The organism is Streptomyces sp. NPDC050535 (assembly GCF_044457665.1).
In the GTDB taxonomy this organism is placed as follows: domain Bacteria; phylum Actinomycetota; class Actinomycetes; order Streptomycetales; family Streptomycetaceae; genus Streptomyces.
The window spans coordinates 320,819-334,504 of record NZ_JBITHE010000006.1 but is presented as its reverse complement, the minus strand read 5'-3'; the positions used below and the strand labels follow the sequence as shown (position 1 = coordinate 334,504).

The 13,686-nt window shown below is 71.1% G+C and carries 13 protein-coding genes; 4 read left to right on the top strand and 9 right to left on the bottom strand.

All coding sequences use genetic code 11. The annotated features are described in order from the left end of the window. Nucleotides 1–6 precede the first annotated feature (6 nt). From ACIBLC_RS16920 to argC, 4 genes are read right to left on the bottom strand one after another with little or no spacing between them, the layout of a single operon-like run. A complete protein-coding gene (locus tag ACIBLC_RS16920; protein WP_399211714.1) occupies nt 7–1,209 on the bottom strand; it encodes an acetylornithine transaminase in 1,203 nt (400 codons plus the stop codon). Continuing rightward, nucleotides 1,206–2,117: an acetylglutamate kinase gene (gene argB, locus ACIBLC_RS16915; RefSeq protein WP_399211713.1), complete on the bottom strand. Its 912-nt coding sequence runs from the start codon at nt 2,115–2,117 to the stop codon at nt 1,206–1,208. The genes ACIBLC_RS16920 and argB overlap by 4 nt, the downstream gene beginning before the upstream one ends. Continuing rightward, the gene (argJ, locus tag ACIBLC_RS16910; RefSeq protein ID WP_399211712.1) at nt 2,114–3,265 is read right to left on the bottom strand and encodes a bifunctional glutamate N-acetyltransferase/amino-acid acetyltransferase ArgJ; all 1,152 of its coding nucleotides are present in this window, start codon (nt 3,263–3,265) and stop codon (nt 2,114–2,116) included. The genes argB and argJ overlap by 4 nt, the downstream gene beginning before the upstream one ends. After that, nucleotides 3,262–4,290 carry an N-acetyl-gamma-glutamyl-phosphate reductase gene (argC, locus tag ACIBLC_RS16905; RefSeq protein WP_399211711.1) on the bottom strand — a complete coding sequence of 343 codons (1,029 nt, stop codon included), beginning with the start codon at nt 4,288–4,290 and terminating at the stop codon, nt 3,262–3,264. The genes argJ and argC overlap by 4 nt, the downstream gene beginning before the upstream one ends. A gap of 214 nt (nt 4,291–4,504) precedes the next feature. On the opposite strand from argC, the gene ACIBLC_RS16900 reads away from it, so the two are divergent. After that, nucleotides 4,505–5,305, top strand: a complete 801-nt coding sequence (locus tag ACIBLC_RS16900; protein WP_399211710.1) for an SAM-dependent methyltransferase — start codon at nt 4,505–4,507, stop codon at nt 5,303–5,305. Between the two features lie 75 nt (nt 5,306–5,380). On the opposite strand, the gene ACIBLC_RS16895 is transcribed toward ACIBLC_RS16900, so the two are convergent. Continuing rightward, entirely contained in the window at nt 5,381–5,785 is a 405-nt protein-coding gene (locus ACIBLC_RS16895; RefSeq protein ID WP_399211709.1) for a DUF5997 family protein, read from the bottom strand. Nucleotides 5,786–5,951: 166 nt separating this feature from the next. Here ACIBLC_RS16895 and ACIBLC_RS16890 point away from each other — a divergent pair, with 166 nt between their 5' ends. After that, on the top strand, nt 5,952–6,743 hold the full coding sequence (locus ACIBLC_RS16890; protein ID WP_399211708.1) for a LysR family substrate-binding domain-containing protein: 792 nt from the start codon (nt 5,952–5,954) through the stop codon (nt 6,741–6,743). Nucleotides 6,744–6,857: 114 nt separating this feature from the next. On the opposite strand, the gene ACIBLC_RS16885 is transcribed toward ACIBLC_RS16890, so the two are convergent. Then, nucleotides 6,858–9,332 carry an alpha-L-arabinofuranosidase C-terminal domain-containing protein gene (locus tag ACIBLC_RS16885; protein WP_399211707.1) on the bottom strand — a complete coding sequence of 825 codons (2,475 nt, stop codon included), beginning with the start codon at nt 9,330–9,332 and terminating at the stop codon, nt 6,858–6,860. A 137-nt stretch (nt 9,333–9,469) separates the two neighbouring features. Here ACIBLC_RS16885 and ACIBLC_RS16880 point away from each other — a divergent pair, with 137 nt between their 5' ends. Next, nucleotides 9,470–10,063 (top strand): DUF6314 family protein, encoded by a 594-nt coding sequence (locus ACIBLC_RS16880; protein ID WP_399211706.1) that lies wholly within the window; start codon nt 9,470–9,472, stop codon nt 10,061–10,063. On the opposite strand, the gene ACIBLC_RS16875 is transcribed toward ACIBLC_RS16880, so the two are convergent. From ACIBLC_RS16875 to ACIBLC_RS16865, 3 genes are all read right to left on the bottom strand, one after another. Continuing rightward, a complete protein-coding gene (locus tag ACIBLC_RS16875; protein ID WP_399211705.1) occupies nt 10,045–10,638 on the bottom strand; it encodes a histidine phosphatase family protein in 594 nt (197 codons plus the stop codon). The two genes, ACIBLC_RS16880 and ACIBLC_RS16875, sit on opposite strands and share 19 nt — an antisense overlap. Before the next feature lie 62 nt (nt 10,639–10,700). Further along, complete coding sequence (locus tag ACIBLC_RS16870) at nt 10,701–11,138, bottom strand: GNAT family N-acetyltransferase (RefSeq protein ID WP_399211704.1); 438 nt, start codon at nt 11,136–11,138, stop codon at nt 10,701–10,703. 113 nt (nt 11,139–11,251) lie between these two features. Further along, a complete protein-coding gene (locus ACIBLC_RS16865; RefSeq protein ID WP_399211703.1) occupies nt 11,252–12,718 on the bottom strand; it encodes a PLP-dependent aminotransferase family protein in 1,467 nt (488 codons plus the stop codon). On the opposite strand from ACIBLC_RS16865, the gene ACIBLC_RS16860 reads away from it, so the two are divergent. Beyond that, nucleotides 12,717–13,682, top strand: a complete 966-nt coding sequence (locus tag ACIBLC_RS16860; RefSeq protein ID WP_399211702.1) for a DMT family transporter — start codon at nt 12,717–12,719, stop codon at nt 13,680–13,682. The genes ACIBLC_RS16865 and ACIBLC_RS16860 overlap by 2 nt on opposite strands. Nucleotides 13,683–13,686: the final 4 nt, after the last annotated feature.

The following is a 13,686-nucleotide window of genomic DNA, read 5'->3' as shown; positions in this document are numbered from 1 at the left end:
GTCGTCTCATTCCCCGGCTCGTCCTTCCCCGTCGACCGCGTCGAGGACTCCGGGCAAAGCCTGGAGAAACGCGCCCACTTCGTCGTCGCCGAGATTCAGCGGTGGCATCAGCCGTACGACATCGGGGGCGGGCGCGTTGACCAGCAGACCGGCGTCCTGAGCCGCCTGCTGCACCTGGGCTGCGAGCGGCTCGGTGAGCACGATACCCAGGAGCAGGCCCGCACCCCGGACATGGCCGATCAACGGGTGTGCCAGTGACTCGATTCCGTCCCGCAGTTTCTCGCCGGCGCGCTTGACGTTCTCCAGGAGCCCTTCGGACTCGATCGTGTCGAGTACGGCGAGTCCGGCGGCGCAGACGACCGGGTTGCCGCCGAAGGTCGTGCCGTGGTGGCCCGGCTTCAGCAGCTCGGCGGCCCGGCCGAAGGCGACGGTCGCGCCGAGCGGCAGCCCGCCGCCGAGGCCCTTCGCCAGCGTGACGACGTCGGGCAGCACGCCCTCGTGCGCCTGGTACGCGAACCAGTGTCCGGTGCGGCCGATCCCGGTCTGTACCTCGTCCAGGACGAGCAGCGCGCCGGTGGCGGCGGTGATCGCGCGGGCGGCCTTCAGATAGCCGGCCGGGGGCACGACCACGCCGCTCTCGCCCTGGATCGGCTCGATGATCACCAGCGCGGTGTCCGGGGTGACCGCTTCGGCGAGGGCCTGCGCGTCGCCGTACGGGACGTGGGTGACGTCGCCGGGCAGCGGCAGGAAGGGGTCCCGCTTGGCGGGCTGGCCGGTGAGCGCGAGCGCGCCCATCGTCCGGCCGTGGAAGCCGCCCCGGGTCGCCACCATGTGCCGGCGGCCGGTCAGCCGCCCGATCTTGAAGGCGCCCTCGCTGGCCTCGGCGCCCGAGTTGCAGAAGTAGACACGGCCCTCTCGCCCGAAGAGCTGGAGCAGCCGTTCGGCGAGCGTGACGGGCGGCTCCGCGACGAAGAGGTTGGATACGTGGCCGAGCGAGCCGATCTGCCTGCTGACCGCCTCGACGATCGCCGGGTGGGCGTGCCCGAGCGCGTTGACCGCGATGCCGCCGACGAAGTCGAGGTACTCCTTGCCGTCGGCGTCCCACAGCCTGGTGCCCTCGCCCCTGACGAGCGGCAGCCGCGGGGTGCCGTAGTTGTCCATCAGCGAGCCCTGCCAGCGCTGGGTGAGCTCTGCGTTGGTCCCGGTCACGCGTCCCCCTGAGTCGTGTCGTCCGGCACGACCATCGTGCCGATCCCCTCGTCGGTGAAGATCTCCAGCAGGATCGAGTGCTGTACCCGACCGTCGATGACCCGGGCCGTGGTGACGCCGTTGCGGACGGCGTGCAGACAGCCCTCCATCTTCGGCACCATGCCGCTGGCCAGCTCGGGCAGCAGTTTCTCCAGCTGGGTGGCGGTGAGGCGGCTGATCACCTCGTCGCTGTCGGGCCAGTCCTCGTAGAGGCCCTCGACGTCGGTGAGGACCATGAGGGTTTCGGCGCCAAGCGCCGCAGCGAGTGCCGCAGCCGCCGTATCAGCATTGACGTTGTAGACATGTCCGTCGTCCTGGGAGCGGGCGATCGAGGAGACGACCGGGATGCGGCCGTCGGCGAGCAGCGCCTCGATGGCGCCGGTGTCGATCGCGGTGATCTCGCCGACCCGGCCGATGTCGACCAGTTCGCCGTCGATCCGGGGCTGGTGCTTGGTGGCGGTGATGGTGTGCGCGTCCTCGCCGGTCATCCCGACGGCGAGCGGCCCGTACTGGTTGAGCAGTCCGACCAGCTCGCGCTGCACCTGTCCGGCCAGCACCATGCGTACGACGTCCATGGCGTCCTCGGTCGTGACCCGCAGGCCCGCCTTGAACTCGCTGACGATGCCGTGCCGGTCGAGGGCGGCGCTGATCTGCGGGCCGCCGCCGTGCACGACGACGGGCCTGAGGCCGGCGTGGTGCAGGAAGACGATGTCCTGCGCGAAGGCGGCCTTCAGATCCTCGTCGATCATCGCGTTGCCGCCGAACTTGACGACGACGGTCTTGCCGCGGTGCCTGGTCAGCCAGGGCAGCGCCTCGATGAGGATCTGGGCCTTGGGGAGTGCGGTGTGCTTCCGCGTCGTGTTGTTCATGAGCTGTAGGCGCTGTTCTCGTGGACGTAGTCCGCGGTGAGGTCGTTGGTCCAGATCGTGGCGGTCTCGCCGCCGGAGGCGAGGTCGGCGACGATGTGGACCTCGCGGTAGCGCATGTCGACGAGCTCGCGGTCCTCGCCGACGCCGCCGTCCTTGCACACCCAGACGCCGTTGATGGCGACGTTGAGCCGGTCCGGTTCGAAGGCGGCCCTCGTCGTGCCGATCGCCGAAAGCACCCGTCCCCAGTTGGGGTCCTCGCCGTGGATCGCGCACTTGAGGAGGTTGTTGCGGGCGATGGAGCGGCCCACCTCGACGGCGTCGTCCTCGGTCGCGGCGTTCACGACCTCGACCTTGATGTCCTTGCTCGCACCCTCGGCGTCCCGGATGAGCTGCTGGCCGAGGTCGTCGCAGACCCTGCGGACCGCCTCCGCGAACTCGCCCTGTTCCGGGGCGACTCCGGACGCCCCGGAGGCGAGCAGCAGCACGGTGTCGTTGGTCGACATGCAGCCGTCGGAGTCGACGCGGTCGAAGGTGGTGCGGGTGGCGGCGCGCAGGGCCGCGTCCAGTACGTCGCTCTCGACGTCCGCGTCCGTCGTCAGGACCACCAGCATGGTGGCGAGGCCGGGGGCGAGCATGCCGGCGCCCTTCGCCATGCCGCCGACGGTCCAGCCGTCGCCGGTGACCACGGAGGTCTTGTGGACGCTGTCGGTGGTCTTGATGGCTATGGCTGCCTTCTCGCCGCCGTGCTCGCTCAGTGCCGTGGCCGCCGTCTCAACTCCCTTGAGCAGCTTGTCCATCGGGAGCAGCAGGCCGATGAGGCCGGTCGAGGCGACGGCGACCTCGGCCGCGTTGAGCCCGAGGGTGCCGGCGACCTTCTCGGCGGTGGCGTGCGTGTCCTGGAAGCCCTTGGGACCCGTACAGGCGTTGGCGCCACCGGAGTTGAGAACCACGGCGCTCACCCGGCCGCCCTTGAGGACCTGTTCCGACCACAGCACCGGCGCGGCCTTCACGCGGTTGGAGGTGAAGACGCCGGCGGCGGCCGTCCGGGGTCCCTCGTTGACCACGAGGGCCAGGTCGGGGTTGCCGTTCTCCTTGATCCCGGCGGCGATGCCCGCGGCCTGGAATCCCTTCGCTGCCGTGACACTCAAGGTGCGACTCCGATCGTGGAAAGGCCCAGCTCCTCGGGGAGCCCGAGAGCGATGTTCATGCTCTGCACGGCCCCGCCCGCGGTGCCCTTGGTCAGGTTGTCGATGGCGCTGATCGCGATGATGCGGTGCGCGGCGGCGTCGAGGGCGACCTGTACCTGAACGGCGTTGGAACCGTAGACGGACGCCGTCGCGGGCCACTGCCCCTCCGGCAGCAGGTGCACGAACGGCTCGTCCGCGTACGCCTTCTCGTATACGGCCCGGACGGACTCGGCGGTGACGCCGGCCTTCGCCCTGGCGCTGCACGTGGCGAGGATGCCGCGGGGCATCGGGGCGAGGGTCGGTGTGAAGGAGACGGTGACGGGCTCGCCCGCGGCGGCGCCGAGGTTCTGGATGATCTCGGGGGTGTGCCGGTGACCGCCGCCGACGCCGTACGGGGACATGGAGCCCATCACCTCGCTGCCGAGGAGGTGCGCCTTGGGCGCCTTGCCGGCTCCCGAGGTCCCGGAGGCGGCGACGATCACGGCCTCGTTCTCCGCGAGACCCGCGGCGTACGCCGGGAAGAGCGCCAGGGAGGCGGCCGTCGGGTAGCAGCCGGGCACCGCGATGCGTTTGGCCCCCTCCAGCGCGGCGCGCGCACCCGGCAGTTCGGGAAGGCCGTACGGCCAGGTCCCGGCGTGCGCGGAGCCGTAGAACCGCTCCCAGTCGGCCGGGTCCTTCAGCCGGAAGTCGGCGCCCATGTCGACGACGAGGACCTCCGGGCCGAGCCGCTCGGCGACGGCCGCCGACTGCCCGTGCGGCAGCGCGAGGAAGACGACGTCGTGACCGGCGAGGACCTCGGGTGTGGTCTCCTGGAGGACATGGCCGGCCAGTGGCAGCAGATGCGGCTGGAGCCCGCCCAGGCGTCGGCCCGCGTTGGAGCTGCCGGTCAGCGCGCCGACCTCGACCTCTGGGTGTGCCAGGAGCAGTCGCAGCAGTTCCCCGCCCGCGTACCCACTCGCTCCGGCCACCGCCGCACGTACCGCCATGAAACCCTCCTCCTAGATGGCATGACTATACGTTTCGTTGCACGTTTATGCAATCCATGGGAGTGGCCGCCCCACCTGCCGGTCGGGCGCGCCATCGGTGGCCGTGCCGTCGGCGCCGTTAACTACGGGCATGAGCACGGCAGTTGATATGGGAAGCTGTCGTCAGCCGCTCACGGGCATGGGGACCGTGGTGGTCGCCGAGAGGAGCAGCAGCGTGAGACAGGACGGCTTCCGCGCCGAACCCGAGATGGACACCAGCAGGCCGCATCCCGCGAGGATCTACGACTATCTGCTGGGCGGCAAGGACAACTACGAGGTGGACCAGCGGGCCGCCGACGAGCTGATCTCCGCGGCGCCGGAAGCCCGGATCGGCGTGCGGGCGAACCGGGCCTTCCTCCAGCGGGCCGTCCGCTTCCTCGTCCGCGGCGGTGTCCGTCAGATCCTCGACATCGGCACCGGGCTGCCCACCTCGCCGAACGTGCACGAGACTGCCCAGGAGCTGGCCCCGGACGTGCGCGTCGCGTACGTCGACAACGATCCGATCGTGAAGGCGCACGGCGACGCGCTGCTCGGTCACTCGGGCGCGAACAGCATCGTCCTGAGCGACCTGCGCGACCCGCGTGCCGTCGTGGACCATCCCGACGTGCGCCGGGTGATCGACTTCGACAAGCCGGTCGGCCTGCTCCTGGTCGCCGTACTCCACTTCCTCACCGACGCGGAGAAGCCCGGCCAGGTCATCGCCGCACTCGGCGACGCGCTGCCCGCGGGCAGTTTCCTGGTGCTCTCGCACGCCACGGGTGACTTCGCCGACCGCAGCGCTGCCAGGGCCGTCTACAACAAGGCCACCGCCACGCTCAACCTGCGCTCCCGCGCCGAGATCGAGCGGTTCTTCGACGGCTTCGAGCTGGTCGAACCCGGCCTGGCCCAGGTCCCGTTCTGGCGCCCGGACACCGAGCCGTCGGCCCGGTCCCGCGAGATCGGCTTCTACGGGGGCGTGGCGCGCAAGGCCGGCTGAGCCGCAGGCGGGTCCGGGCCGGTCGCCTGCGGAGTTCCTCGTCGGCCCGTGCCGAGCCCGCGGCGCCGAGGGAGGTCAGGAACGCGTGTCGCGGGACTGTGCGGCCTCGTCGGCCTTCTTCTCCTCGAGGCGGGCCGCTTCCTTGCGGACCTCGGCCTGGGTGGCGCGCTCCCGCGGCAGCCACTCGGGATTCTCCGACCTCAGTTCCTCGATCTGCTCCGTGGTGAGTGCCTCGGTGACTCCGCCGCGCGCCAGGCCCGCGATGGAGACGCCCAGCCTGTCGGCGACCACCGGCCGCGGGTGCGGGCCGTCGCGCCGCAGGTCGAGCAGCCACTGAGGCGGGTCGGTCTGCAGCGCGACCAGTTCGGCACGCGAGACGACGCCCTCCTGGAACTCCGCGGGGGTGGCCTCGAGGTACACGCCCAGCTTCTTCGCCGCGGTCGCCGGCTTCATCGTCTGGGTGTTCTGGTGCGACGTCATGGGGTCAAGGGTAACGAGCGTACGACCCGGCTCCGACCAGCACGGCAGCCCGCACCGCCGGGGACCGCACCGTCGGCGTGCACGGCCCGTGCCGCCGGCCCTCTCGGCCCGCGCCTTCCGACCACCGCCGTGCGCCGCCCCCGGCCACGGCCGGTAGCCTGGCGTGGTGACCGGCTCCGAAGCATCCCCGTCTTTCAGGCTCGCGTACGTCCCGGGGGTGACGCCCTCGAAGTGGGTGCGGATCTGGCACGAGCGACTGCCGGACGTCCCCCTGACGCTCGTCGCGGTATCCGCCTCGGAGGTGTTCGACGTACTCCGGGACGGCGGCGCGGACGCCGGTTTCGTACGCTTGCCGGTCGACCGTACGGACCTCAGCGCGATCCCGCTCTACACCGAGACGACGGTGGTCATGGTCCCCAGGGACCATGTCGTGACGGCCGTCGACGAGGTGTCCACGGACGATCTCGCCGACGACATCGTGCTGCATCCCCTCGACGACTCCCTCGGCTGGGAGCGCCTGCCGGGGCAGCCGGCGAACGAGCGGCCCGCCACGACGGAGGACGGCGTCGATCTGGTGGCGGCCGGCATCGGAGTCCTCCTCGTCCCCCAGTCACTGGCCCGCCTGCACCACCGCAAGGACCTCACCTACCGCCCCGTCACGGACGCCCCCGAGTCGCGCGTCGCCCTGTCGTGGCCGGAGGAGAAGACCACCGACCTGGTGGAGGACTTCATCGGGATCGTCCGCGGGCGAACGGTCAACAGCACCCGTGGACGCACCGCTTCACCGGCCCCGGCCGACCCGAAGGCCACGGCCAAGGCGAAGGCGAAGCGCCCCGAGCAGGGCAGCGCCGCCAAGCGCAAGCCCGCCACGGGCAAGGCGACGGGCAAGAACCCCCGGAGCGCCGGCTCCGGGGGAACCAAGGGTGCCAAGCGCGGCAAGCCCCGCCGCCGCTCCTAGCTCTGGACGACGCGGAGGGGGTGTGGGCGGCTCAGGCACACTCCTGCGCCTGAGCCTGAGCCGCCCGCCACCTCATCCCCCTCAGCTCATCCCCCGCAGATCACGCCCTCTCCCTCACCTCTTCCCGATCCTCAGGAACGTCACGGAGTTCGCCGGGAAGGTGTACGTGAACCTGTCGGCCACCCCGTCGAAGGTGGACTTCACGGGTGCGACCGCCGTGCTCGTCTCGGTGTTCACGGCGTCGGGCGCGGCCTGGAGCGTGGTCACCGCGGCCCTGCGGCCCACCTTCGCCCCGCCCAGGTCGATCGCCGTACGGGCGTCCACCGCCTGGGCGTTGACGACCTTGACGATCAGGTCACCGGTCCTTGCGTCCCGCGTGACGACCTGGCGGAACGGCTCGGCGGGTTTGTCGTCGGTGAAGCTCCCCCACTCCCGGCCGTCGAGCATGAGCGTCACCTGACGGCCCCTCACCTCGATGTCGATGTCGTACGCGCGGCCCGTCTCGATGGACCCCGCCTTGGACACGAGCGTCGACTTGCCGCCGTCCACGGCCTGTTCGACCGCGGAGGTGGTGTTGTTCCAGCCGCCGAGGTTCCACCAGTAGTAGTTCCCGGTGTCCTTGACGCCGAAGGCGACGAGGAAGCCCTCGCTGCCGGACCTCTTGGTGGCCTTCACATGCAGGTCGTAGTCGTGCCAGGCCGGGTCACCCGCCTCGACCATGGTGTTGGTCGCGGCCTCGTCGCTCTGCACGTACTGCCCGTCCTGGACTCTCCAGCTCCCGGTGCCCGTGTGCGTCCACCGGGAGACGTCACCGCTGAAGTCGTCGGCGAGCAGCGCGGTCCCGTCCGCGCCGGTCACCCGGACATCGTCGTACGCCGCCGTGGTCGCCCAGGTGGACAGGCCGACCGCGCCGGAGATCGGTCCGCTGACGGACGGTGTGCCGGTGGCACTCGACGGCACCACCCGGTCGCCGACGTTGGTCATGAAGAGCTTCTGCACCGCGTAGTCGGCCGATCCCCATGAGGCGTGGTTGTTGAACCAGATCAGGTCCGGGCGCCACTGCACATAGTCCTCGTTGGCCAGCAGCGGGGCGTACGAGGCGAGCTTCACGACGTCCGCGTTGCGTTCCAGGCCGGTCATGTAGGCGGCTTCGGAGAGCGCGTTCTTGAAGGTGTTGCCGAGCGACGCGTACTCGCCGAGGAAGACCTTGGGGCCGTTCCTGTCGTAGGAGTCGTAGCGGTCGTTGTTCTGGAGGAACCACTGCGGGCTGTTGTAGTAGTGCTCGTCGACCATGGCGACGTCGGCGTCCCGGTTGAGCTGCCAGGCCGTGTCGAAGGTCGAACCGGAGTCGTCCGGGCCGGAGTTGGAGATGACGGTGATGTCCGGGTACTCGGCCGCGATGGCGGCGCGGAACTCCGTGAAACGGGCGAAGAACTCGTTGGGGAGGTTCTCCTCGTTACCGACCTCGAGGTGGGTGAGGTGGAAGGACCTCGGGTGGCCCATCGCCGCGCGCTTCCTGCCCCACTCGCTCGTCACGGGCCCGTTGGCGAACTCGATGAGGTCGAGGGTGTCCTGGATGTGCCGCTGGAGCAGGGCGTCGTCGTCGACGGCCCGGTTCTGGCCGCAGCCGGTGACGAGTGCGGGCACGACGGGCAGCGGCATCGCGCCGATGTCCTCGGAGAACTGGAAGTACTCGTAGTAGCCGAGTCCATAACTCTGGTTGTAGCCCCAGAAGTTGGAGTTCGTCGCGCGCTGCTCGACCGGACCGACGGTGTCCTTCCACTGGTAGGACCGCTGACGCTCGTAGCCCGACGCCTCGTCATATCCGGCCATGCTGCCGGTGTTGACGAGACAGCCACCCGGAAAGCGCACGAAGCCCGGCTGGAGGTCGGCGATCTTCCGGGCGAGATCCTTGCGCAGGCCGTGCCCCTTGTAGGTGTCCCGGGGCAGCAGCGAGATCATGTCGAGCGCGACCGGGCTCCCGGCCGCGACGGTGAGGCGGCCCGTGGTGCTGGTGCGGGTCGCGGTGAACTTCGCCCGGTACTTGGCCCAGCCGCCGCGCGCGGTCACCTGGCGGGCCTCGGCGAGCTCCCCGTCGGCGTCGTGCAGGGTCACGGTCAGCGGCGCTCTCGTGTCCGCGCGGGCCCACACCGAGAAGTCGTACGCTTTGCCGCTCTCGACGGAAATCCCGGTGTTGTAACCGGAGTTGGTGACCTCTGAGCCGCTGTCGACGGCGAGATAGGTGCGGTTGCGGGCGTTGAGACGCCCGTCGTCGTTCACGGCCCGCGCGGTGCCGGAGGTGCCCCAGGAGGTGAGGGGCGTGTAGGAGCGGTTGTCGGCGGTGCTGTACTCGAACGAGCGGTTCTGCACGAGCTCCGCGTACAGGCCGCCGTCGGCGGCGCGGTTGATGTCCTCGAAGAAGACGCCGTACATGGTGTCGTCGATCCTGGCGCCCCTGGCCCCCGGATCCACGGTGATCGCGTAGTCGGTGACGTCCTCGGCGTTCGCGGGTGCCGGGACGACTGCGGAGGCCACCAGGAGGGCGGTGGCCGTGAGTCCGAGTCTCCAGCGGGTGCGGGTGCGTGACATGGATACTCCGCGGCTCTGTAGTGTTGAATTGTTCGACATCTCGGACAGCGATCAGCACTTCGAACGGCAAGATAGGGAGGGGGCCAGAGCGCGTCAATGGATCGCGCAGGATCGGAAGTGACGGAAAGCGGGACAGGATGGGCGAGTTCTGGCCAGTGGCCGACCTGCTGGCGTATCTGACCGGAGCCTGGCGGGTGGAGCGCACGGTGCGCGATCTGGCGAACGGCGCCGAGGGGCACTTCAGGGGGACGACGGTTTTCGGACCGCTGGAGGACACCCGAACACTGGACTCCCGACCACTGGACTCCCGACGGCTGGGAGACTCCCGACCGCCGGAGGGCTCCGCCCCGCCGGAGAACGCCGGTCCACCCGAGAACGCCGGTCCACCGGAAAACGCCGGTCCACCGAGAGACGTCGACCGGCTACCCGGTCTCCTGCACCACGAGTCCGGCACCTTCGTCTGGCAGGGCGCTCCCCGGCCGGCCGAGCGGACCTTGCGGTTCCTGCCGGGAGAGGGCGCGGGCACCGCGGACGTACGGTTCTCCGACGGCCGCCCCTTCCACAACCTGGACCTGACCTCCGGGCGGTATGTCGCCGACCATCCCTGTTCGGCAGACCTCTACCGGGGCGAGTTCACCGTCCTCGACGCGCGCCGCTGGCGGACCGTGTGGCGCGTGGCGGGTCCCGCCAAGGACCTCGTACTCACCACGGACTACACCCGTGAGGCGTAGGGGAACGCCCCCTCGAAGCGCAGGTTCCAGCGCCCCGCACTGCCCGTGATGGTGACCATCGACAGAGGACGCACGTCCACGTTCCAGTACGACGACGGCGGCGCCTTCAGCGCGTAGACAAGGGCGGCGCGGACCACCGACGGTTCGGCCACGGCGACTATACGGCCGCCGTCGTCGGCGGGCCGGGTGTCGAGCCAGTTGCCGACGCGGCCGATGAAGGACAGCAGTGCCTCACCCTCGTGGGGCGTGGAGCGCGGATCGGCGAGCCAGCTGTCGACGGCCTGGGGCTCACGCGCCATCGCCTCGCCGAGCGTGAGCCCCCGCCACCGGCCCATGTCGCAGTCGCGCAGGGCGAGCTGGACGAGCGGCCGGTAACCGAGCGCGTCCCCGGTGGCCCGACTGCGCGGCGTGGGCGCGCAGTAGCGCAACTCGGCCGCGGCGAGAGGCACCAGCTCGGGGGCCGCACGCTGCACTTCCGCCCAACCCTCCTGGTCCAGCGGCCGGTCGTCCTCGAAGCGTTCCGCGAGCAGTGAGGAGCTGCGCGCGGCGGCGACGAACGTGACCCGAACATGCATGCCGAGATCGTCGAACCTGGAACTCCGCAGGTCAAGAGGGGACACGGAGGGTACTCGCGGAGTCACCCCAGGATGAGCGCCATCCACTGGTCAGGGCGTTCCAGCGCCTTGAAACCGAGCTTCTCGTATACACCGTGCGCGTCGTGCGTGGCGAGCAGCACCCGGCGTACGCCGAGCGGTTCGAGGTGCCCGCGGACCGCGGTGACCAGTGCGGTGCCCAGCCCCTTGCCCCGCGCCGCCGGGTCGACGTACACGTCGCAGAGCCAGGCGAAGGTCGCCTCGTCGGTCACCACCCGGGCGTACGCCACCTGCTCCCCCGATGTCCCGTCGTACACACCGAAGTTGAGGGACCCGGCGATCGCGCTCTCCTGCTTCTCACGGGAGCGCCCGAGGGCCCAGTACGCGTCGGTGGAGAGCCAGTGGTGCACGCGGCCGACGTCGACGCGGCCGGAGTCGACGGAGATCTCGTAGCCCTCGGGGAGGCCTTGTGTATCGGTCATGCGGGGAGAGTCGCAGTTCAGGGCGCCCTGGGTCGAGCGGTTTTCGCCGCGCCGGGTCAGGGAGTCAGGTACTCGACGGCAGGACGGCTCGATGGTCCGACGAGTCGATGGCTTCAGCCCAGCACCCTGTCGCAGGCCGCCCGCAGTCTGCGTACCCCCTCCGTGATCTCCTCGGTCCCCGCGACCGCCGCGAAGCTCAACCGCAGGTGGGCCGCGGGTGGTTCGGCGCTGAAGTAGGGGCGGCCGGGGGTGACGGACACGCCCTCGCGCAGGGCGCCGGCGACAAGGGCGGCCTCTCCCCCGGAGCCGAAAGCATGGGAGGTGCCCCCCGTGCCGTCGGGAAGCCGCACCCACAGGTGGTAGCCGCCGGACGGGACGTGGGGAAGGGCGAGTTCGGGGAGACTCTGCCGCAGCGCGCCGGTCATCGTGTCGCGGCGGGACCTCAACTCGGCGGATACGGCGCGCAGATGGCGGGGCCAGGCGGGCGAGCCCACGAGTTCGAGCGCGGCCTCCTGGAGCGGGCGCGGCACGAAGAAGGTGTCGACGACCTGGATGGCGCGCAGCCGCTCCAGAACGGGGCCTCGCGCGGCCAGCGCGCTCACCCGGAAGCTCGGCGAGGTCGCCTTGGTCAGCGAGCCGACGTGTACGACGACTCCGTCGAGGTCCTCGGCGGCCAGCGGGCGCGGCAGCGGTCCGGCGTCCTCGTGCACGAGACGGCGTACGAAGTCGTCCTCCACGACGAACGCGCCTGCCTCGCGCGCGATCCGCAGCACCTCGCCGCGCCGCGCGGGCGCGAGCACGGCGCCGGTCGGGTTCTGGAACAGCGGCTGGCAGACGAAGACCCGGGCGCCGGTGGCCTTGAAGGCGTCGGCGAGCAGGGCGGGCTTCACCCCGTCGGCGTCCACGGGCACCGGCACGGGCCGCAGTCCGGCCGCGCGGGCGATCGCCAACATGCCCGGATACGTGGGCGATTCGACGAGGACCGGCGCTCCGGGCGGCGCGAGCGCGCGCAGCGCGGTGGTGAGCGCGGACTGTCCGCCCGACGTGATGAGCACCTCGGCGGCGGTGATCGGGCCGCCGATCCCCCGCGCGAACCACTCCCGCAGTTCCGGGATCCCCTCCACGGGCGGCCGGCCCCAGACACCGGGGCGGCGGCCCGCCCTGGACAGGGCCGCGCCCATCGCGCGCTCGGGCTGGAGGGACGGGTGCAGATAGCCGCCGTTGAACTCGACGACACCGGGCGGCGGAGCGGCGAGCGAGACCATCACTCCGGAGGCGTCCACCGTGCGCGGCACGAGTTCGGCCGCGGCGTCCGCGCTGAGCGCGACCTCCTGCCAGGAGGTGTCCCCGGCGGGCGCGGCGGGCGTACGCGGGCGCGCCCGGAAGGCGCCGGCCCCCGGCCGGGTGACGACCAGCCCCTCGGCGGAGAGCTGCGCCAGCGCGCGCGACACGGTCACCGGGCTCACCCGGAACCGCTCGACAAGCGCGCGGCTCGAAGGCAGCTTTCCATCAGGAGAGTAGTGATTCAGCTCCTGTCGCAGGCGATTCGCCAGATCAGTCACACTGCTACGCTCTTGCATGAGAGCAGAGGATAGCGCTACCGCCGAGACCCCGATAGCGGTTCACACGTCTCCCCGGACCGCCCCGGACACCCGGGCCGAGTCCGGACCAGCCCCCTCCGCGCCCGCCCATCGCTCCGGCACTCTGCAGGCCGCCCTCGGAGTGACCGCCTTCTCGCTCACCTTCCCCGCCACCGTCTGGGGCTTGGAGGGCTTCGGCCCCTGGTCCCTGGTGGCCGTGCGCAGCGTGCTGGCGGCGGTCATCGCGGGCGGCTGTCTGCTGGCGCTGCGGGTGCCCGCGCCGGTCAGGCGCCACTGGGCGGGGCTCGCGGTCGTCGCCGCGGGCGTCGTGCTCGGCTTCCCGCTGCTGACGACGCTCGCACTGGAGACGTCCACCACCGCCCACGCGGCCGTGGTCGTGGGTCTGCTGCCGCTCACCACCGCGCTGTTCTCTGCGCTGCGTACGGGGGCACGGCCCTCGCGGATGTTCTGGGTGGCGGCGGTCGCGGGCGCGGCCGCGGTGATCGCGTTCACCGTGCAGCAGAGCGGCGGCGCTCTGACCAGCGCGGACGCGTATCTCTTCGGCGCGCTGCTGATCTGCGCGGCCGGCTACACCGAGGGCGGAAGGCTCGCCCGGGTCATGCCCGGCTGGCAGGTCATCGGCTGGGCACTGGTGCTGTGTCTGCCGCTCACGGTGCCGGGCGCGCTGGTCGCGCTGTCGTACGAGCCCGTGCACCTGACCGCGCACAGCGTGACGGGACTGCTGTGGGTGGCGGCCGGGTCGCAGTTCGTCGGCCTGGTCGTCTGGTATCGCGGGATGGCGGCGATCGGGATCCCGAAGGCCAGCCAGTTGCAGCTGGCGCAGCCGCTGCTCACGCTGGTGTGGTCGGTACTGCTCCTGGGCGAGCACCTCACGCCCGCCGCACCCCTGACGGCCGCGGCCGTGCTGGTCTGTATCGCGGCCACCCAGCGGGCCCGGGGCTGACGGA

Excerpts from the sequence above, each read along its gene's own strand:
- ACIBLC_RS16885 (WP_399211707.1), bottom strand. The coding sequence starts at position 9,332 with ATGTCACGCACCCGCACCCGCTGGAGACTCGGACTCACGGCCACCGCC.
- ACIBLC_RS16880 (WP_399211706.1), top strand. The coding sequence starts at position 9,470 with ATGGGCGAGTTCTGGCCAGTGGCCGACCTGCTGGCGTATCTGACCGGA.
- argC (WP_399211711.1), bottom strand. The coding sequence starts at position 4,290 with ATGGCGGTACGTGCGGCGGTGGCCGGAGCGAGTGGGTACGCGGGCGGG.
- ACIBLC_RS16870 (WP_399211704.1), bottom strand. The coding sequence starts at position 11,138 with ATGACCGATACACAAGGCCTCCCCGAGGGCTACGAGATCTCCGTCGAC.
- ACIBLC_RS16875 (WP_399211705.1), bottom strand. The coding sequence starts at position 10,638 with ATGCATGTTCGGGTCACGTTCGTCGCCGCCGCGCGCAGCTCCTCACTG.
- ACIBLC_RS16895 (WP_399211709.1), bottom strand. The coding sequence starts at position 5,785 with ATGACGTCGCACCAGAACACCCAGACGATGAAGCCGGCGACCGCGGCG.
- ACIBLC_RS16860 (WP_399211702.1), top strand. The coding sequence starts at position 12,717 with ATGAGAGCAGAGGATAGCGCTACCGCCGAGACCCCGATAGCGGTTCAC.
- argB (WP_399211713.1), bottom strand. The coding sequence starts at position 2,117 with ATGAACAACACGACGCGGAAGCACACCGCACTCCCCAAGGCCCAGATC.
- ACIBLC_RS16865 (WP_399211703.1), bottom strand. The coding sequence starts at position 12,718 with ATGCAAGAGCGTAGCAGTGTGACTGATCTGGCGAATCGCCTGCGACAG.